This is a genomic window from Haladaptatus sp. ZSTT2 (assembly GCF_037081775.1).
Taxonomy (GTDB): domain Archaea; phylum Halobacteriota; class Halobacteria; order Halobacteriales; family Halococcaceae; genus QDMS2.
Genome location: NZ_JBAMHQ010000001.1, coordinates 16386 through 35367, shown reverse-complemented (window position 1 = coordinate 35367; position 18982 = coordinate 16386). Strand labels below are relative to the sequence as shown.

General features: G+C 59.4%; 15 protein-coding genes. 8 read left to right on the top strand and 7 right to left on the bottom strand.

Going from position 1 to position 18982, the window contains the following annotated elements; translation table 11 throughout:
• The first annotated feature begins 15 nt into the window (after positions 1 to 15).
• Positions 16 to 1317 carry a malate synthase AceB gene (aceB, locus tag V5N13_RS00145; protein WP_336359103.1) on the top strand — a complete coding sequence of 434 codons (1302 nt, stop codon included), beginning with the start codon at positions 16 to 18 and terminating at the stop codon, positions 1315 to 1317.
• A 102-nt stretch (positions 1318 to 1419) separates the two neighbouring features.
• Here the strand turns inward: aceB and eif1A are convergent, their stop codons facing one another.
• Both eif1A and V5N13_RS00135 read right to left on the bottom strand, forming a co-directional pair.
• A complete protein-coding gene (eif1A, locus tag V5N13_RS00140) occupies positions 1420 to 1707 on the bottom strand; it encodes a translation initiation factor eIF-1A (RefSeq protein WP_332898790.1) in 288 nt (95 codons plus the stop codon).
• A gap of 82 nt (positions 1708 to 1789) precedes the next feature.
• Positions 1790 to 3667 (bottom strand): zinc-binding dehydrogenase, encoded by a 1878-nt coding sequence (locus V5N13_RS00135; RefSeq protein WP_336359102.1) that lies wholly within the window; start codon positions 3665 to 3667, stop codon positions 1790 to 1792.
• A gap of 169 nt (positions 3668 to 3836) precedes the next feature.
• Between V5N13_RS00135 and V5N13_RS00130 the strand changes: the two genes are divergently transcribed.
• Both V5N13_RS00130 and arcD read left to right on the top strand, forming a co-directional pair.
• The gene (locus V5N13_RS00130) at positions 3837 to 5453 is read left to right on the top strand and encodes a long-chain fatty acid--CoA ligase (RefSeq protein ID WP_336359101.1); all 1617 of its coding nucleotides are present in this window, start codon (positions 3837 to 3839) and stop codon (positions 5451 to 5453) included.
• Between the two features lie 134 nt (positions 5454 to 5587).
• Positions 5588 to 7090, top strand: coding sequence for an arginine/ornithine antiporter ArcD (arcD, locus tag V5N13_RS00125; protein ID WP_336359100.1), 1503 nt, complete (start codon positions 5588 to 5590; stop codon positions 7088 to 7090).
• A 193-nt stretch (positions 7091 to 7283) separates the two neighbouring features.
• On the opposite strand, the gene V5N13_RS00120 is transcribed toward arcD, so the two are convergent.
• Together V5N13_RS00120 and V5N13_RS00115 are read right to left on the bottom strand one after the other, a co-directional pair.
• Positions 7284 to 8099, bottom strand: coding sequence for an IclR family transcriptional regulator (locus tag V5N13_RS00120; protein ID WP_336359099.1), 816 nt, complete (start codon positions 8097 to 8099; stop codon positions 7284 to 7286).
• Positions 8100 to 8469: 370 nt separating this feature from the next.
• The gene (locus tag V5N13_RS00115; protein WP_336359098.1) at positions 8470 to 9720 is read right to left on the bottom strand and encodes a Zn-dependent hydrolase; all 1251 of its coding nucleotides are present in this window, start codon (positions 9718 to 9720) and stop codon (positions 8470 to 8472) included.
• A 671-nt stretch (positions 9721 to 10391) separates the two neighbouring features.
• On the opposite strand from V5N13_RS00115, the gene V5N13_RS00110 reads away from it, so the two are divergent.
• The 4 genes from V5N13_RS00110 to V5N13_RS00095 are packed head-to-tail and all read left to right on the top strand — an operon-like array spanning position 10392 to position 16014.
• Positions 10392 to 12032, top strand: a complete 1641-nt coding sequence (locus V5N13_RS00110; RefSeq protein WP_336359097.1) for an ABC transporter substrate-binding protein — start codon at positions 10392 to 10394, stop codon at positions 12030 to 12032.
• 14 nt (positions 12033 to 12046) lie between these two features.
• Positions 12047 to 13006, top strand: coding sequence for an ABC transporter permease (locus V5N13_RS00105; RefSeq protein ID WP_332898783.1), 960 nt, complete (start codon positions 12047 to 12049; stop codon positions 13004 to 13006).
• Positions 13007 to 13921, top strand: a complete 915-nt coding sequence (locus V5N13_RS00100; protein WP_332898782.1) for an ABC transporter permease — start codon at positions 13007 to 13009, stop codon at positions 13919 to 13921. It begins immediately after the preceding gene.
• On the top strand, positions 13918 to 16014 hold the full coding sequence (locus V5N13_RS00095; protein WP_336359096.1) for an ABC transporter ATP-binding protein: 2097 nt from the start codon (positions 13918 to 13920) through the stop codon (positions 16012 to 16014). The genes V5N13_RS00100 and V5N13_RS00095 overlap by 4 nt, the downstream gene beginning before the upstream one ends.
• Here the strand turns inward: V5N13_RS00095 and V5N13_RS00090 are convergent.
• A complete protein-coding gene (locus V5N13_RS00090) occupies positions 16011 to 16733 on the bottom strand; it encodes a DUF1028 domain-containing protein (protein WP_336359095.1) in 723 nt (240 codons plus the stop codon). The genes V5N13_RS00095 and V5N13_RS00090 overlap by 4 nt on opposite strands.
• 116 nt (positions 16734 to 16849) lie before the next feature.
• Here V5N13_RS00090 and V5N13_RS00085 point away from each other — a divergent pair, with 116 nt between their 5' ends.
• Positions 16850 to 17269 (top strand): DoxX family protein, encoded by a 420-nt coding sequence (locus V5N13_RS00085; protein WP_336359094.1) that lies wholly within the window; start codon positions 16850 to 16852, stop codon positions 17267 to 17269.
• A gap of 13 nt (positions 17270 to 17282) precedes the next feature.
• Here the strand turns inward: V5N13_RS00085 and V5N13_RS00080 are convergent, their stop codons facing one another.
• Positions 17283 to 17855, bottom strand: coding sequence for an OsmC family protein (locus tag V5N13_RS00080; RefSeq protein ID WP_336359093.1), 573 nt, complete (start codon positions 17853 to 17855; stop codon positions 17283 to 17285).
• 86 nt (positions 17856 to 17941) lie between these two features.
• Positions 17942 to 18886: a glycerophosphodiester phosphodiesterase gene (locus V5N13_RS00075; protein ID WP_336359092.1), complete on the bottom strand. Its 945-nt coding sequence runs from the start codon at positions 18884 to 18886 to the stop codon at positions 17942 to 17944.
• Positions 18887 to 18982: the final 96 nt, after the last annotated feature.

Sequence of the window (18982 nt, the reverse complement as noted above, 5' to 3'; positions counted from 1 at the left end):
ACAAACCAAATTACCATGACTGAACGAATACACGGCAGACAGTTCGTGCGAACATTTTTCACCACACCAACGGCGGTGGAAGGAGAAGACGATTCAGCCAAAATGCTCCGGAGCGCCATCAAGCTCCGCGGCATGAAAGCCCCCGACGTGTGGGTGCCGGACAACGAAGACGCAACCGCCCCCTCGATGCGCGATGAAGGCGCAGCAAACATCATCGACGTCATCTCCGAAGGCGGCGCAGAGTTCCCTGGCGAAATCCACCCGCGCGTCGTCTGGCACCGCGACAGCCCGTCGACCCGCTATCAGGGATTCAAACACATGCTCGAAATCGCAGACCCGGAACGCGGTGCAATCGAGCACATAGACGGCTTCGTCATCCCCGAAGTGGGTGATATTGACGACTGGAAAAAAGCAGACGAGTTCATCACCATCGTGGAACACGAACACGGCCTGCCAGAGGGCAGCATCAACATGTCCGTCATCGTCGAAAGCGGCGAGGCCGAGCTGGCGATGGGCCACCTCCGCGACGAGATGGGCAAGCCAACGAATAACTTAGAACGCCTGTTCATGCTCGTCGACGGCGAGGTTGACTACACGAAGGACATGCGCGGGATGACGCCGACCGGGTCGCTCCCGCCGTGGCCCGAACTGCGACACAACACCTCGCGCGCGGCGAGTGCTGCCGGCCTCATCGCGGTCGACGGTCCCTACGACAACATCCGCGACGTGGAGGGCTACCACACCCGCATGACCGAGAATCAGGCCAAAGGGATGCTCGGCATCTGGTCGCTCACGCCCGGTCAAGTCGTCGAAGCGAACAAGGGGCCACTCCCACCGAAGACCGGAAGCTGGCACATCGAAGCTGGCGGCCGTCGGGTCGAACTCACGCCCGAAGACGGCGTGCAGGTGTACGACGGTGACCGCGTGTCCGTCGAAGCAACCGGCGACGGCTACCTTCTCCGCGTCGGCACCGACGAGCAGCAACTCACAGAAGACGAACTCCGCGAGGAGCTGTTGAATCTGACCGTCTACGTCCCGAGCATGGACGACATCGTCGACTCGATGGAGGAGTTCGAGACGGCACGTGACGCGGGCAGAGGTGCAATCGCCATCACCCAATCTGCGACGATTCGCATCGGTGAGGTCGACATCGACATCAGCAAAGACCGGATGTGGGACGAAGCCACCTTCCAGGCCGCGATGACGCCAATCGCGCTGTTCCAAGACGTCTACGAGAATCGCCCAGACCAGCACGACGACTTGGCCGACCTGTACGGTGAAGACATCGTCGAGCGCGCGGCGAACGTCGGCCGCTGAGCACGGTTCAGTTTTCCTTTTTTCGAGCCCAGAGCCAGCGCTCTCAGTCACAACGTCAAAAGAACCGGCTGACACCCGGTGTGCGGGTTCAGGGGAGAATCGTTACTGGATGTGGCCTTCGCGGCGCAGCTGGGCGGCGTCCTGTTTGGTGTAGCGCCACTCGATGTTGGCCTTCTCGTCTTGCCACGACCACGGTTCGATGAGGACGACGTCGTCCTCGTTGATCCATGTCCGATACTTCATTCGGCCGGGGATACGCCCCAGCCGGGTTTCGCCGTCTTGGCACTGGAGACGGACGTGGTTGCCACCGAGCATCTCGGTGACGACCGCGAACATCTCGTCGCTGTTTGGCATGCGGAGATTCCTCCGCCCACCGTCTTCTTCACTCACAGTGGGACTATGTGGTCACGACGGATAACTCATTGGAGATAGGTGCGACCGTGGGACACACCGAAAAAGGGAGGCTGGAGGCTTACTGGTCGTCCCAGGCGGAGAGGAGCGCTTCTTCGTCCGCAAGCCCGTCTTCAGGCAGCGCATGGTTGATGACGTAGGAGCCTTCCTCGTGGGTGTTGTCCCACATGTCTTGGTGGGCTTTCGGCGCGTCGTCCCACGCGGTGAGGTGGGTTTCTGGAACGCCGAAGGCACCGAGTTCGATGGCCTCGTTCATCTGGGCCACCTCCCACGGATTTTTCATGTGCGTGCCGAAGATTTCGGTCGATGGCATGTAGATACGCCGCTGGCGCATCCAGACCTGTGGGGCGTAAAACGAGTAGCGCCGCCCTGCCATCCCCTCTGCGAAGACGATCTTCCCCTGGAATGGGAAACAAAGCATCGACGAGACGGCGAGCGTGTTCTGGCCTGCGCGCTCGAACACCACGTCGGGATTACCGCGCGGGTTGTTCGGCGTCTTCAGGATGCCGCCGAGGGCGATGCCGAGTGGCTTGAACATGTTGCCCATGTACGCGCCAAGATTGCGTGGGTCGTCGATGTCGGGGAACGAGTCCATGTACTCGAAGGAGTCGTTCTCTTCGGCGAGCGTTTCGAGGCTGATGACGCCCGTCACGTCGTACTCGTCTTCGACGTAGTCTGACTGTTCGTCGGTTTCGGTGATGACGGCGACGCGGGCGCGACTGGCGAGCGCGGATGCTATGGCGTCCTCGGCAACCGCGTCTTCGGTGCCCGTCACGTCTTCTGGCGTTCCGTACCAGACGAGCACCGACTGGCCGGGACGGAGGTTGGCGCGCGAGAACATCTCCTCGGGTTCGACGCTGCCACCTTTCCCGATAAAGGAGAGTTCGTGGCCCGTCGACGCGCCGTAGAACGTGAGACGGCCGCCGTCTCCGAGCAGTTGGTAGGTCCGCGAGAAGGCGAGTTTGCCCGCGTGCGAGACGGCGTAGTCTGCGAGTTCGCCGTCGTTTTGGTCGCGGTACGAGTCGAGGAGCGGTTCCCCGGCTGCTTCCCACTCGGCCCACTCGTCGGGGTCGTTTGGCACGTCGGTCATGGCGTCTACGAGCGCGGCATCTTTGCGGTTGATGGTCGCGGACGCACCGGCGTCGCGGGCGCGTTGGGCGCGTTCGTCACTGGAGACGAGACCCGTGACGTTGAGGCCCTGACTCGCGGCCATCACGACGGCGTCGCGGCCCGTCCCTGTTGATGCGCCTTCGACAAAGAGGTTCGAGTTCGGCTCCACATCGAGCGTGGTAAAGAGGGCGCGATAGATGGTGCCCATCGTAAGAATGTAGGAACCGGCCTCGGTGAGATCTAAGTTCTGCGGTGGTTTGAACAGCTGTGTGCCTTGGGCGACCATGAACTGCTGGTGGGAGCCATCCGGCGTCTGGTAGCCTTGAATCTCGTAGTTCGAAAACATCGGGTCTTTCGATGCTTTCGGGTCGATTGGGTCGAACTGCCCGGCATAGACGTTCACGAGGTCGCCAACTTCGATGCGTCCCTGTTCTTCGATTGCTTCGCCGACGGAGACGACGTAGCCAAGGCCGCCAGAGCCGGTGATGTGCCACGGCGTGTCGTGGCCTTTGAACGTCGAAACGGGGTCGCCCGCGATGGCCCACGAGTCGTTGAAGTTGACTTCAGAGGTGAGCAAGTAGACGAGGGCGTCCATCGGGCCGGGCTCTTCGACCGGCACGACGATTTCCTTTTCTGCCTCGTCTGCGAGCGGTTCGCCGTGAATCGGTTCGGCGTCGTCGTCGCCAATGATACCCCATGCAAGCTGGTACGGTGGAATCTCAGTTTCGCCAGGATAGAACGGTGCGCCAATTGGGAGCAGGTCACCGGCTTCGATGAGGTCCGAAACGAGGTCATCGGAAGCGAGTTCTGGCGGTTCAATCGTTCCCATGGCTCACACCTTCCGGGAGCAAAGTGATAAACATAACTTGTGCAAAATCAAATAGAATGGTTAATCACCATTGTTGTGTATGCTGAATTTTCAGAAATTGTAACTAGACAAGTTTTGTCTGTACCCCTACGTGTTATATGTTACAATGGGACAACTGTGACAGTACCAAATGCCATCTTCAAACATGACGCTTCTGTCGTATTTCACCCGGGCGACACAGCTCTTTCCGGAGAAAGAAGTCGTGTCGTGTCCGCCCGATGGTGATCAACGATACACGTATGCGGCGTTCGCAGACCGCGTCACCGGACTCGCAGTCGGGCTGGCAGAACTGGGCGTCGCGGAGGGTGCGCGCGTCGGCACGATTGGCTACAACCACCACCGCCACTACGAGGCGTACTTCGCCGTCCCGCTCTCCGGCGGACAGCTGCATACCATCAACGCCGTCCTCCCAGACAGTCACGTCTCGTACATCGTAAACGACGCCGCAGATTCCGTGTTGCTCGTAGACCCCGGCGACCCACTCGAAACGGTCGAACGCGTCTGGGACGACATCGATTGCGTCGAGCACGTCGTGGTCATGAGCGATTCCGTCCCCGACACTACCCTCCCCGCGGTGGCCTACGACGATATCGTGGTCGAAGATGCGACGGTCGAGTGGCCAGAACTTGCCCCCGACCAGCCTGCGGGGATGTGTTACACCTCGGGCACCACGGGCAAGCCAAAGGGCGTCGAGTACACCCAGTCGATGTTGTACGCCCACGGCATGATGCTCATGTCGCCTGCGAGCATGTGCATCGACGAATCCGACGTGGTGCTCCACACCGTCCCGATGTACCACGTCAACGCGTGGGGGCTTCCCTACGCGGCGACCGTCGCGGGCGCAAAGCAGGTGTTTCCCGGCCCCGCTCCAACTGTCGAAGAACTCGCTCATCTCATCGAAGCAGAGGGGGTGACACTCACTGGCGGCGTCCCAACAGTGTGGATTTCCATGCTTGAATATCTCGAGGACCACGACGTGGACATCTCTTCGCTTGACCGCATCGTCGCCGGAGGCAGCGCCGTCCCCGAAGGCGTCATGCGCACCTACGAAGAAAAGTACGGCGTCACCATCGACCAAGCGTGGGGGATGACTGAAACGATGAGTATCTCCAGTGTGTCGCGGCCGAAGTCCTACATGCGCGAATGGACACAAGAACGCCAGTTCGAAAAACGAGCCAAGCAGGGGATTCTCGCGCCGAGTCTCGACATGAAGGTCGTGAACACCAAAGGCGAGGAGATCTCGTGGGACGGCGAAACGTTTGGCGAACTCTGGATTCGCGGGCCGACCGTCGTAGACGAATACTACAACCGACCGGACGCAACCGCAGACAGCTTCGAGGGCGACTGGCTCAAGACGGGCGACATCGTCACCGTAGACGGCCACGGCTACATCGAACTCGTAGACCGGGACAAAGACATCATCAAAAGCGGCGGTGAGTACATTTCGAGCATCGAACTCGAAAATCAGCTCATGGGCCACGACGAAATCACGGAAGCCGCTGTGTTCGCAATCCCTCACGAGAAGTGGCAAGAGCGCCCTGCAGCGACGCTGAAACTGCGTCCCGAAAGCACGCTCACCGCAGATGACGTGCGAGAATTTCTCAGCGAATCGTATCCTCGATGGTGGCTCCCTGATACAATCTTATTCGTCGACGAAGTGCCGAAAACCGCAACCGGAAAGTTCGACAAGAAGCGACTCAGAGAACAGTTTGAGCAGACAACCTTAGAGCAGACGCCTGACCGGTAAGCTACTCGAACACTCTTTCGCACGGAAAATTGACACGGCGACCCACGAGAATCAATTTCTCCCGTGCCATTGAATGTCCCTCGTGCATACGATAGACACTTTCATATGCACCTTAGGAATAAGCCGAACCAGAGATGGCAACACTGTCATTCGAACCGCTATCGTACGACGACATTCCAGTCGAGGAACGACCGACTCTGTTACAGGCGCTCGTGCCCGTACTCGGAATGCTCACCTTCCTGAGCGTCGGGGCAATTGGACTTGGCCTCGACGCCCATATGCCGCTGTTGTGGGGCATCGTCCTCACCGGGCTTGTCGGACGCTACTGGATTGGAATCTCGTGGAACCGCATGTACAAAGGCATCGTCGATGGGCTGCGCATGGGGATGCAAGCGATACTCATCATCTTCATCATCTACCTGCTCATCGCGACGTGGACGGGGTCGGGCACGATTCCCGCGCTCATCTACTACGGTCTCGACATCTTGAACCCACAGGTGTTCCTCCCCGCGACTGCCCTGCTCGCGGCCATCGTCGCGTTCGCGATTGGCTCGTCGTGGACCACCGCCGGGACGCTCGGCGTTGCATTCATCGGCATCGGAGCCGGGCTTGGCGTCCCCGAACAGATGACCGCCGGTGCCATCCTCACGGGTGCGTACACGGGCGACAAAATTTCACCGCTCTCTGATACGACGAACCTCGCCGCTGCGGTCACCAACACCGACCTCATGACCCACGTCCGCACCATGCGCGTGGGCACGTCGATTGCGATGGGGATTTCACTCGTCCTCTACGCAATCCTCGGCCTCAACGCTGCTGGCGCGATTCCAGCAGAGAGCGTTGGCAACATCCAATCAGCGATTGCGGGAACCTACAATCTCTCGCCGCTCGTTTTCCTTCCGCTGCTCATCACTTTCGGCCTCGCACTGAGTGGCTTCCCCGCCTTGCCAGCACTCGGTGCAGGCATCTTCGCGGGCGTGTTCACGCAGTTTTTCCTCCAAGGGCCGCTCACGGTTGCGAACTTCGTCGCCGCGTGGGAAGTGCCGATGTACGGAACCTCCCCGGAGACCGGCTCTGAACTCGTAAACGGACTACTCGCTTCCGGCGGCGTCGTGGGTGATTCGGCGTGGACGATTACTATCGTCGTCGCCGCGCTTTCGCTCGGCGGCATCTTAGAACGCACTGGGGTAATCGCCGTCTTGACCCACCACCTGAGCAAGGCCATCACGTCGGTTGCGGGGCTTACGATTGGGACGGCTGCCTCCGCACTCGGCATGAACATCCTCGCCGCAGAGCAGTACATGAGTATCGTCGTGCCAGGGATGAGCCTCCGCGGGCTCTACGACGATTTCGACTTAGAGAGCCGCAACCTCTCGCGCGGTATCGAAGCCGCCGGGACGACGACGAGCGCCCTCATCCCGTGGAACGCCGGTGCAATCTACATGACCGGTGTCCTCGGTGTCGCACCGTTCGCCGGTTCGATGGGACTCCAAGGCTACGCGCCGTACTACTTCCTCGGATTCCTCTCCCCGCTCATCCTCATCACAATGGGGCTGACCGGCTGGCGGATTACGAAGAAGACAGATGAGACGCAGGCTGGTCTCAAAGGCGCAATCGCGTCGCTCGGCGACGACTGACCACTCCTCCTCAGTTTCGAATTTCTCAACCGAAATTGTCGAGGCGCAATCATACTACTGGTGGAAAACGGGTCGTTTGAGCGAGAAGTATTCCGGAAAGAGAAATATGTGTTTGGAAAGGACAAACTATAGTCCGAATTATCCGAATTGAGCGATGAAAATCGAAATGACGTACTAGTACGTGGAGAAGAAGCTACGACAGATTCGGCAGGTTCGAACTCTGATCTGACATATTGATGTTGACCTCGATGACGTTCGCCGTACTCATCACGAGTTCCGGAATCGTTTCGTGGAAGCGGTCGCCTTTGAGGCGGCTGGTCGGCCCGGAGACGCTGAGCGACCCGAGAACGGTTCCTTCGCGGTCGCAGATGGGTGCCCCGACGGCTCGCAACCCCTCGATTTCCTCTTCATCGTTACACGAATAGCCACGCTCGCAGATTCGTTCTAAGTCTTCGTGCAGCGCCTCTGGCGTGGTGATTGTGTTTGCGGTTCGCGAGACGAGGCCGTGACGCTCTACGATGCTATCGACGCGCTCTCGCGGGAGTTCTGCGAGGAGTGCCTTGCCAGTCGCAGAGTAGTGTAAGTAATCCGGCTTCTGAAGCTTTGCAGTCTGATAGTCGCTCCCGACTGCCTTCGGACCGTGGACCTTGTAGAGGTTGATTCCGAGGCCGTGTTGTTCGGTCGAGAGGTGGACGTACTCGCCACACTCCTCTGCGAGGCGGTCGAGCTCGGGGCGGGCGACCCTGTATAGCTGTGAGCGATTGCGAACGTACTCTCCGAGGAGGAGGAACTGATAGCTCAACTCGTAGTCGTCGCCGGATTTGACGACGAGGTTCTTCTGGCGAAGCGTCGTGAGGTGGTTGTAGACGGCGCTTTTCGAGAGGTCGAGGTGGTTCGCAAGTTCGGTCACTCGAGCACCGTCGAGTTCGACGAGCGTGGTGATGATGTCGGCCGACGTGCTCACCGTCTGTAAGGTTCGAGAAGAGCGGTCGCCCGGCAGTTCAGCCATGTGTGAACCATGAACCGTTGGCACATAGCCGTTTCCCCCTCGAACAATTGGTGGAAATGGAGAAACCCACATACACAAGTCGAATTGCAGAGTGACTGTCAGAAGTCTGTTCAGCACAAACAAACCAGAGGTGAACTGAGACGCCAGTAAACGGCAGATAGAGGACGAGTTCTCATTTGCGACAATCGAAACGGCGACGTTCGGCGCAAATTAATTTTAATACTTTCCGCGTGCGTGCGCGTACGGAAACAAAATAGTATGTCTCCAAACACCTGTTTGGCGGCGAGAAACTCAGGATTGGCGTCTGTCGCGTAGGAGCAATCGCCAGGCGAGAGAGTGGTAGACGAACGGACGAACAGTGTGAAAACAGCTACTGACAGGCGAGGTTTGCCATCGCCCCGGCGAGAACGCGGGTTGCGGCTGCACAGTCCTCCCAGTCGGTCCACTCACGCGGTGAGTGTGAGATGCCGTCTTCTGACGGGGCGAACAACAGCGCCGCGTCCGTGACCGCCGCCACGTTCATCGTATCATGAGCCGCCCCGGAATGGAGGTCGAGCGTCGAAATATCCGCCGTCTCACCAGCGGCGTGCAGTGCGTTGCGACACCGGTTCGCCATCGGAACGGGTTCGCGGCTCCACGGACGGTCGAAGCTCGTTTCTACGGCGCGTTCGTTCTCGAGACGTGCAAGGCTTTCTTTGGCCGCAGCAACGATGTGTTCCATCGACTCGGTTGCAACGTCTCTGACGTCTACGGTGAGCGTGGTCTCGCCGGCAATCACGTTCGGGGCGTTCGGCGAGACGCCGAGTTTGCCAACGGTACCGACCGCGGTTTCGCTCTCGCGTTCGACGTACTCGTTGGTCGCAGCTTCGATGTCGAGGATGAACTCACTTGCCGCGGCGAGAGCGTCCGTTCGGTCGCCCATCAGCGTCGCTCCCGCGTGATTCGCTTCACCGAGAATCTCGACGGTACAGCGGGTGATACCGGTAATCGTCGTCACGACACCGGCGCTCACGGCTTCGGCTTCGAGGCGCGTGTCCTGTTCGATGTGGAGTTCGAACCACGCATCCCACGCACTGGCATCGACGACGCCTTCACCGAGATAGCCAATCTCGGAGAGGACAGTTTCGAGCGAAACGCCGTCGTCGTCGGTGAGCGCGAGTGTTTCGTCGACGGTGTAGTCGCCGGCGGCGACCGCAGAGCCGAGCAAGCCACCGCCAAAGCGCTGGCCCTCCTCCTCGGTGAACGAGACGACCTCGACTGGCCGTGTCGGGGAGACACCTGCATCCTGCATGGCCCGGACGGCTTCGAGAGCAGCGTAGACGCCGAGTGGCCCGTCGAAGATGCCCCCTCGAGGAACCGAGTCGAGGTGGCTCCCCGCAGCAATCGGTGCCGCCTCGGGGTCTGCGCTCTCTGGGCACCATCGGCCGACGATGTTCCCGACAGCATCGACGCGAACAGCTAAGTCTGCGGCCTCGAGCTGGGAGATGAAATAGTCGCGGGCCTTCCGGTCTGCCTCGGTGCCGGTGAGCACCGTCCGACTTCGACCGCGCTCGACGGCGACCGCCCCGAATTCGGCGTTTGCCTCAAGGTCGTTCTGCAATCGCTCTGTGCATACGTCCATATATGGCCAGCACTTTGTGGAGAAGTAGTATTTTATTCTTCCCATTCCGGAGAGTTTCTGGAATATTTCTAATTCCTATGACTCGCGTACGGGCGAGGGCTACTCCGCAGAAGGAGGAATAGCAATGGCCCACATAGAGCTGTCCCGCCGGAAGAAAAACGAGGGACGCGAGACAGTCCGTTTCGAGTATAAACAACAATGAAGAACATTTTTCGAGAAGCCGACAGAGAGTCGCTTAAACACCGATTTTCGAGAGTCTTCCCAATACTCGTAGAAACGCCCGACAGTATATAAAGGACAGAAAAAATGGCAGTGGTGGGATGGTAGTAGTTCTGACAGAAATGAGCGCGACAGTGGGTACAGTGTTCCACACCACGAATCGAGTGTTCACAACGTAGACAGCCTCGTCGCACACAGCGAGAGGGGTGTAAGATGACTGTCTAACTTTATTCGAATTTCTACGAAATAGCTACATCTTTTCGAGAAATTTGAAAGTATTTGGCAACTGTAGCCCGTGATTCAGAGAGCGACAACCTGCCTCCGTGGTGTCCCGTTCTGTCTGGAGCACCACCAACTACAGAGAATATTTCTAAATACATCATGTAAGAAGTAAGAGTGAACTGTCTGACACACCGAATGATTTAAGTGCAGTTACTTGGATAGCCGAAGGTATGTCTCGGGATGGCAATGCAAACGAAAATCAACACGAACAGGATTCCTCTCCTCATCCGGAAAACCGCTTGAATCGTCGGAGATTCATCACCGCAGCCTCGGCAACTGGTGCGCTTGCGCTCGCTGGTTGTATGGGTGGCGGCGACGGTGGCGATGGCGGCGATGGTGGGAATGGCGGCGACAGCGGCAGCAGTGGCGAGCCACAGTCCGGTGGCACGCTCAACTGGGGCGGCAGTGTCCCCGTCCAGACCCTCGACCCACACCTTGAGAGTGCCGCCGCATCGGCTCGCGTTCTCGAAAACATCACCGAAGGCCTGCTGACGGTCGACTGGGAGTACAACCTCCAGCCAGACCTCGCAAAGTCCTGGGAAACCTCAGAAGACAACACGAAGCTCACTTTCGAACTCAGAGAAGGCGTCAAGTTCCACAACGGCGAGGAGATGACCTCGGCCGACGTGCTGGCTTCGCTCGAACGCGTCGCAAACGGCAAGCAATACCTTGCCCACGGCTACTTCGAGAACGTCGATTCGATGAAAGCGCCGGACGACTACACGTTCGAGATCACGCTCACCGAACCGTTTGCGCCGTTCCTCGCCCGCATGGCTACCTCGGAGATGCACGTCGTCCCCGAAGCACAGGCCCAACAAGACCAGATTAAAGAACCAATCGGCACGGGGCCGTTCCAGTTCGAGAGCATGGAAATCGAGAGCGAGTTCGTGATGACCAAGTTCGAGGAGTACTGGGGCGAACCAGCACTGCTCGACAAAGTCGTCAAAAAGGAAGTGTCGGATGCAAGCGTCCGGCTCCAGTCGTTCCAGGCTGGCGAACTCGACTTCATCAACGACGTGCCACCAAAAGACGTCCAGAGCGTCAAATCCCAGTCGAACACCCGCTTTGAGACCACCTTCCCGAAGGCCCTCGTCTACATGGGCCTCAACTGCAACCGCGAACCGTTCGACGACAAGCACGCTCGCCTCGCACTCGACTTCGCCATCGACAAAGCAGAAGTCGCAGAGGCTGCCCTCTACGGGACGGGCAAGCCAGCCGCGACGCCCGCTGCACCGGGCAGCCCGTGGGAGAACACGGACATAGAACCACGGCCAAAGGACTTAGAGAAAGCCAAAGAACACCTCTCACAGTCTGCCTACCCAGACGGCTATACGGCGACGTTCAAGATTCCAGAGCCGTATGCAGCACAGGTCACCGCGGCGAAAATCATCCAGGACTCCGTCTCCGAAATCGGCATCAACTTAGAGATTCAGAAGATTCCGTGGAGTCTGTGGCTCTCTGACGTCTACAGCAAACAGGACTTCCAAGCGACCACGTCGTCGTACCTCGCACTCTGGTACCCTGACGTGTCGTACTACAAGTTCCTCCACCCGAACGGTGCGTACTTCTTCACCGGCTGGGAGAACGACGAGTACAACACCCTCGTCGAAGACGCCCGCCGCATCTACGACACGGACAAACGGGCAGAAAAGTACCACCGTGCCGCAGAAATCCTGCAAGAAGAGCGTGCTGGTCACCTGTTCTTGTTCTGGCAGGCAAACCTGTTCGCCGCAGATTCGAGCTACCAGGGCAAAATCGGCGCACCGGACGGCTCTACCCTGCGCTTCGAAGACAACTGGCTCGACCAATAACCTGCCTCTGAACGATGTCCCTGCACAACTATCTCGCTCGCCGGGTCGGGTTCATGGTGGTGACACTGTTTCTCGTCTCGCTCATCACGTTCGCCATCACGAACATCCTCCCGGGCGACGTTGCGCTGTTAATTCTCGGCCCGAACGCCGGTGAGGAGAGTCTCCATCAACTGCAGACCCAACTCGGCCTCAACCAACCACTGTACATCCAGTACCTCTCGTGGGTTCAGGATGTCGTGGTCGGAAACATGGGTACTTCCATTCGCTTTGGCGACCCGGTTGCCCAGCTCATCGCTGAAAAACTCCCCCGCTCGCTGATGCTCGCCGTGGCCGCGACGTTCGTCGCTGTGATGCTCGCCATCCCACTCGGTGTCATAGCAGCCGTCAAACAGAACGAAGGCCCCGACCTCGCGGCCTCGACGTTCAGTTTCGTCGGCGTCTCCATCCCCATCTTCCTCTGGGGGCTGGTGTTCATCCTCGTGTTTGCCGTGTGGCTCGACTGGTTCCCCACCGGCGGGTACGTCCCGCCGAGTGAGGACCCCATCGGAACGCTCAAACACTTGGTGTTGCCTGCTACTTCGATGGGCTTTGCGCTCACGGCCTACGTGATGCGGATGACCCGCTCCAGTATGATTGAGGTGCTGAGCGAAGAGTACATCCGCTTTGCCAAGGCAAAGGGCATGACCCAACGAATCATCGTCCTGCGCCACGCGCTTCGCAACGCCATCATTCCGGTCATCACGGTCGTTGCATTCCAGTTCAGCTACGCCTTCGGTGGCGTGGTCGTCCTCGAAAAGGTGTTCGTCTGGCCGGGCATCGGGAATCTCACGCTCACCGCCATCCAGAGCCGTGACATCCCGCTCCTGCAAGGCTGCATCATCGTCGTTGCGCTCATCTTCATGATTTCGAACTTCACGGCAGACCTGCTGTACGCCTACTTCGACCCACGCATCCGCTACGGAGGTGACGAATAGATGTCGAACGCTGAAGTCACGAACTCGTCTGAGGAATCGAAGTCTCTGAGCGAACAGTACGCCCCCCAGATTGACCGGACAAAGCGCTTCGCCCGGAAATTCCGTCGCAACAAGAAGGCGATGATTGGGCTCACCATCGTGCTCACGCTCGTGTTGACCGCGGTCGCTGCCCCCGCTATCATCCCCCATTCCTACCAAGAAACGAACATTCCAGACCGGGCACAACCGCCGTCGCTCGAACACCCGTTCGGAACCGACGACATCGGACGCGACATCTTCAGCCGCGTTATCATGGGAACACGCATCTCGCTGAAAGTCGGCTTCGGGTCGATTATCGCAGCACTCACCGCCGGGACGATTATCGGAACCGTCTCGGGGTACTACGGCGGCCTCGTAGACGAGGTGTTGATGCGGATGATGGACGCGCTCATGTCCTTCCCGCCGATTCTCCTCGCGCTCACCGTGATGGTCGTCATCGGCCCCGACCTCAACAACGTCATCTTGGCGCTTGGGTTCGTGTACACGCCGTACATCGCTCGCGTGGCCCGGAGTGCCGCGCTCTCGGTACGTAACGAGTCGTTCGTCGATGCGGCGACCGCTCGCGGCGAGAGTGATTCGTTCATCATCTTCCGCGAGGTGTTGCCAAACTGTCTCGCTCCCCTGCTCGTCCAAGGGTCAATTAACATCGCCTTCGCCATGCTCCAGGAAGCGAGTCTCTCGTTCCTCGGGCTTGGCACCCAGCCGCCAAACCCGTCGTGGGGGCTGATGATTGACACCGGACGTGACTTCATACAGACCGCACCGTGGATGATTATCTTCCCGGGAATGGCCATCGCCATCACCGTCATCGGCTTCAACATGCTCGGTGACGGCCTGCGCGACGTGCTTGACCCCAAGGTGGACACTGTCGAATGAACCAGAACGCCATGACTACGCCACTCTTAGAAGTCGAAAACCTCCGCACGCAGTTCCGCACGGAAGACGGCCCCGTCGTCGCCAGCAACGACGTTTCCTTTACGCTCGAATCCGGCGACACGATGGGCTTGGTCGGTGAGTCCGGAGCCGGTAAAAGCGTCACCGCACGCTCCATCATGCGGCTCATCGACAAGCCGGGTGAAATCGTCGGCGGAAAGATTCTGTTCCAGGGCACAGACCTCCGCAGCCTCTCCCCAAAAGAGATGCGAGCGATGCGCGGGAACAAAATCGCCATGATTCCACAAGACCCGATGACGGCGCTCAACCCCGTGTTGACCGTTGGCTCACAGATTGTGGAGACCATCACCGAACACCAGGACAAAGGCGAAAAAGAAGCCCGCGAGCAGGCCATCCGCTCGATGGAAGAAGTCGGCATTCCCGATGCGGCCTCTCGCATCGACGACTACCCCCACGAGTTCTCCGGTGGGATGCGCCAGCGCGTGTTGATTGCGATTGGCCTCTCCTGTCAGCCAGACCTGATTATCGCAGACGAGCCAACCACCGCGCTCGACGTGACGACGCAGGCGAAGATTCTCGGCCTGTTGAACGATTTGCAGGAAGAGAAAGGGATGGGTATTCTGATGATTACCCACAACCTCGGCGTCGTCGCCCAGACGTGCGACCACGTCGGCGTGATGTACGCCGGGAATCTCGTGGAAAAAGCGGAGATGCACGAGTTGTTCCGTCGGCCGCGCCACCCCTACACCCGCGGGCTCATCAACTCGATTCCCGACCCCGAATTGGAGTACGACGTGCTGCCAACGCTGCCGGGGTCGATGCCGGACCTCCTCGACTTGCCGTCGGGTTGTAACTTCGCAGACCGCTGTGAGTACGCAGAACCGGCGTGTCGAACCGGCGACGACCCAGAGCTCGAATCGCTTCAAACCGGGTCACAGGCTGCCTGTATCCGCAGCGACGAGCTCGACCTGAGTGAACCAGACATCCCACAGCAGGCGTCAGGTGACGGCAAACAACCGATCGACGCGGACGCCGACGCAGTGTTGCGAGTGAACAATCTGAAAAAGTACTTCTCTGCGGGTGACGGGCTGGTTGATAGCCTCTCATTTACCTTGGCCGATGGCGGGTTGCCCACCATCGAGCGAAAGCACGTCAAAGCCGTAGACGATGTGAGCTTCCACATCCAACCCGGCGAGACCGTCGGGCTGGTCGGCGAGTCCGGCTGTGGGAAGTCGACGGTCGCCAGGACCGTGCTCAAGCTCCTCGAACCGACTGGCGGTGAAGTGTACTTCGAGGACCAACCGCTCCACGAGCTGTCGAGCCGCGAGATTCGCAGTCTCAGAAAGGAGATGCAGATAATCTTCCAAGACCCACAGAGTTCGCTCAACCCACGCAAGACGGTCGGGCGAATCATCGGACGGTCGATGGAGAAACACGGCATCGCGTCAGGCAACGAAAAGCGCGAGCGAACCGCCGAGTTGTTAGAGCGCGTCGGCCTCTCTGCTGAGGCTGCGAACAAGTATCCCCACGAGTTCTCGGGTGGGCAACAACAGCGGATTGCGATTGCCCACGCCCTCGCCGCAGAGCCGAAGCTCATCATCTGTGACGAGCCAGTGAGCGCGCTCGACGTCTCCGTGCAAGCGCAGATTCTCAACCTGCTCGAAGACATCCAGGAGAGCTACGGGCTGTCGTATCTGTTCATCTCGCACAACATCGGCGTCGTCCAGCACATCTGCGACCGCGTCGCCGTGATGTATCTTGGACACATCGTCGAACAGGGGACAGTTCCACAGGTGTTCTCTGCGCCGTTCCACCCGTACACCGAAAGCTTGCTGTCTGCCGTACCTCACGCAGACCCCGAGCGAGAGACCGAACGCATCCTCTTAGAGGGGAGCGTGCCGAGTCCGATTAACCCGCCGTCTGGCTGTCCGTTCCAGACGCGGTGCCCGAAGAAAATTGGCGAGCAGTGTGAGACCGAGGTTCCCGAACTGGAGGTCAAAGAAGCCGGGACGGGTCACGAACTGTCCTGTCACCTCTCGGTTGCCGAGATGAGCGAGACGACGCTCGGCAACTAGTACTTCACGCCGAAATCCACGATTTCGTCGGGTACTCCCCCGAGCATCTCTTCTGCTTCCTTCGGAATGTCGCGGACGGTCTGTTTCGTCTCCTCGTAGAGGGCACGGAGGTCTGCGATTGGCGTCTCCGCGCTGTCGATTCTGAGGTTATGATACAGCTTTGGCTCCGGCGCATGGACGAGCAACGCCCCACTCACCTTCCCGCGCTTGTCGCCACCGGCTTCAGCACCCGCAGCCAGCGCGGCGAGCAAGCGGTCTGCGAGGTCGCCCCCGGTTTCGGTGAACGTCTCGCTCACGGCTTCGATGACTTCCGGGCCGACAAGCATATTCCCGGCGACGGTGTGATTTTCCCCGACCGTTTCACCAGCCCACTCGACGCAGTCTGCGCCGGTGAAGGCGAACGTCTCGCCGTCGCGGTCGATGCCGTGGAGTTGGCGGTAGCTCGAATACTCGTCTGCGTCGAGCAGCGCGTTACAGGCGGTTGCGACGCCCACCCCGCGGTCTACGAGTTCGAGGGCGTGAACGCCGTGGGCGGTTTTCGTCCACGACTGGGTCATGACGGCACCGTTCGCGCTCACGTGCGGGCAGGTTGCGCCGACGGCGACCGCGCCGGTCGTGACGGCCCCGCCAAAGCTGTCTGCATCGGGGTCGTAGGCGGCGATTGAAAACGTCCCGGGGGCGGTGCCGCGCTGCCAGCGGCGGCCAGTTTTCTCCTTCATGACCGCATAACTCGGGTGAATCCGCAAATAGCTACCCGAAAGGGGCGACTAGCCCCGTGGCTAAAAACCGTTTAGAACCTTCATAATGAATTTACATGAGTTCGTGGGTGGTAGGTATGAGAACTCGTTTCACCGAACTCGCGCCGCTACCAATCCGCGCAGTAGTGGTGGGCATCCTCACGATACCTGCCATGAGTAAATTCCTGAACTTCAGCCAGAGCGCGGGCTTCTTCGCGTCGCTTGGCTTCCCCGTCCCGGAGGCGCTCGTCGTCGTAGTCGGTCTCATCGAAGTCACAGCGGTCATCATGATAGCGTTCGGGATTGCCGGTCGCGTCGCCGCACTCTCGCTCATACCCGTGATGATGGTGGCGATGGCGACCGCCGGGCCGAGTTGGAAGAATGCCGTTGTGCTCCTCGGGGCGATGGCGCTGTTTGTCTTCGGGACGGGCGCGTACTCGGTGTACCGCCTCGGTGAGTTGCCGGGAAATCCCTCTGCACAGCCGCTCTCACGCGGCCGGACGGACAGCGGTCGATAGAAAAAGCCGTAGGTCAGTTCGTAACGAGTTCCGACGAAACCGTGACGGCGTTCATGACGTTGTCCATGATGGACGATGCGCCCTCAGCAGCCTCTCTCAGCTCCGCAAGCTCCGCTTCTGTGCCTTCAGCGTCGAGGTAGGTCGTCACCTCGATTTCGTCAAATCCGTTTCTCACGTCGTCTGCGAGCCCGAGAAAGCCACGCAGGTCGATGTCGCCTTCGAACTCGAAGCGGAGGCTGTTGAGTTGGACGCCGAGTGCCGCGCCATGGGCGGCGTAGCTCACGGTGAGACACGAGCCAAGCGCGGCGAGCAAGAGTTCTGCGGGATTCGGCGCAGCGCGTTCACCAAGCAGTTGGGTTGGTTCGTCGCTCTCGATGACGAACTCCGGCGAGTCGATGGTCTCGCCCGCGTGGTCGAAGTCACTGACGCGCGTTTCACAGGAGACGCCACCCGTCCATTCCGTCTCTGCGCGGAAAGTTACCTCACCGAGTGTGGGGTCGTCTTCGACGGCGTCAATGGTCGAAAACAGCGCGTTCAGGTCTAAATCGTTGCGTGTTTCTTCAGTGGGTTCGTTGGTCGTGGCCATTGGTTTCACTGCTCATGTGAACTGTACACAACCATTCGTAAAACGGTAGGTGAACACCCCTTGTTTCTCCGGCAATTGTGTGAAAATTACGACAGGTCGAACGGGTAGTTTGCGATGATGCCATCGACGCTAGCACGCGAGAGCTGCGCCGCCTCGTACCACGTCGCTACCGTCCAGACGTTGACGTTGCGGCCCTCGTCGTGGGCGACCTGGACCAGGTCGATGTCGGCAAAGGGCCCGTCGAGGTAATACTCGTCGCCAAAGAACGGCGTCCCTTTGACCATATTTTTCGGCGGGTGAATCGCTTCACAGTCGTAGGTTCGGGTGATGTCGAGTCCGGTCTCGATGTCGTCCCAGAACAGCGTTGCGAGCGGGACGTCGGGTGCAACCTCGTCTACGGCGGAGAGCGCGCCCTCGTAGAACGACGAGACGAGAATGTCGTGTTCGTAGTCGTCGAGCACGTCGAACACGGAAACGGCGAACTCCTCCCAGAGCGCTTTCTGGGCGGCCAACTCGTCGCCAGAGAGTTTTTCAGCAAACTTCGTCTCGGTCGAACCGGGATTTTTGAACTCGACGTTGACGCCGATGTGCGTCGGCAGTGCGTCCATGACTTGTGCGAGCGACGGAACCGTTTCGCCGCTTTCGAGTACTTCTGCCTGTTTGACCGTCTCCCACGGCGTCTCCAAGACGAGTCCTGAAACGTCGGTGAGTCCCTGCGTGCCGCCGTCGCGCTCTGCGAGGCCGCTGTCGTGGAACACGACCACCGTCCCGTCGGCGGTCGGCATCACGTCGAGTTCGACCATGTCAGCGCCATTGCGACCACGGGTGGCGTTTTCGAACGCCGCGACCGTGTTCTCGGGATACATCCCGGCGAACCCGCGGTGGGCGATGAGCGAGGGTGCGTCCATCTCTGTTTCGTGTTCGAGACCCGCGTCCCTGTCAGTTGCAGCGGCAGTTCCCGTGACGGCAGCCCCTGCGAGGGCGACACCGGTTCCCTGCAGGAAGGCTCGCCGACTCGTGGTTTCGAACATGCGATAATTCATCAGGAGATGAGTGAGAAATATATTGCTAAGAGTGGTATTTCGCCGTCGCGTGTGAAAAATAGCCACACAGAACCGCGCAGAGCG

Coding starts and splice junctions, on each gene's coding strand:
- aceB (WP_336359103.1), top strand. CDS start 16: ATGACTGAACGAATACACGGCAGACAGTTCGTGCGAACATTTTTCACC.
- V5N13_RS00135 (WP_336359102.1), bottom strand. CDS start 3,667: ATGGGAACGATTGAACCGCCAGAACTCGCTTCCGATGACCTCGTTTCG.
- V5N13_RS00130 (WP_336359101.1), top strand. CDS start 3,837: ATGCCATCTTCAAACATGACGCTTCTGTCGTATTTCACCCGGGCGACA.
- arcD (WP_336359100.1), top strand. CDS start 5,588: ATGGCAACACTGTCATTCGAACCGCTATCGTACGACGACATTCCAGTC.
- V5N13_RS00120 (WP_336359099.1), bottom strand. CDS start 8,099: ATGGCTGAACTGCCGGGCGACCGCTCTTCTCGAACCTTACAGACGGTG.
- V5N13_RS00115 (WP_336359098.1), bottom strand. CDS start 9,720: ATGGACGTATGCACAGAGCGATTGCAGAACGACCTTGAGGCAAACGCC.
- V5N13_RS00110 (WP_336359097.1), top strand. CDS start 10,392: ATGTCTCGGGATGGCAATGCAAACGAAAATCAACACGAACAGGATTCC.
- V5N13_RS00105 (WP_332898783.1), top strand. CDS start 12,047: ATGTCCCTGCACAACTATCTCGCTCGCCGGGTCGGGTTCATGGTGGTG.
- V5N13_RS00100 (WP_332898782.1), top strand. CDS start 13,007: ATGTCGAACGCTGAAGTCACGAACTCGTCTGAGGAATCGAAGTCTCTG.
- V5N13_RS00095 (WP_336359096.1), top strand. CDS start 13,918: ATGAACCAGAACGCCATGACTACGCCACTCTTAGAAGTCGAAAACCTC.
- V5N13_RS00090 (WP_336359095.1), bottom strand. CDS start 16,733: ATGAAGGAGAAAACTGGCCGCCGCTGGCAGCGCGGCACCGCCCCCGGG.
- V5N13_RS00085 (WP_336359094.1), top strand. CDS start 16,850: ATGAGAACTCGTTTCACCGAACTCGCGCCGCTACCAATCCGCGCAGTA.
- V5N13_RS00080 (WP_336359093.1), bottom strand. CDS start 17,855: ATGGCCACGACCAACGAACCCACTGAAGAAACACGCAACGATTTAGAC.
- V5N13_RS00075 (WP_336359092.1), bottom strand. CDS start 18,886: ATGTTCGAAACCACGAGTCGGCGAGCCTTCCTGCAGGGAACCGGTGTC.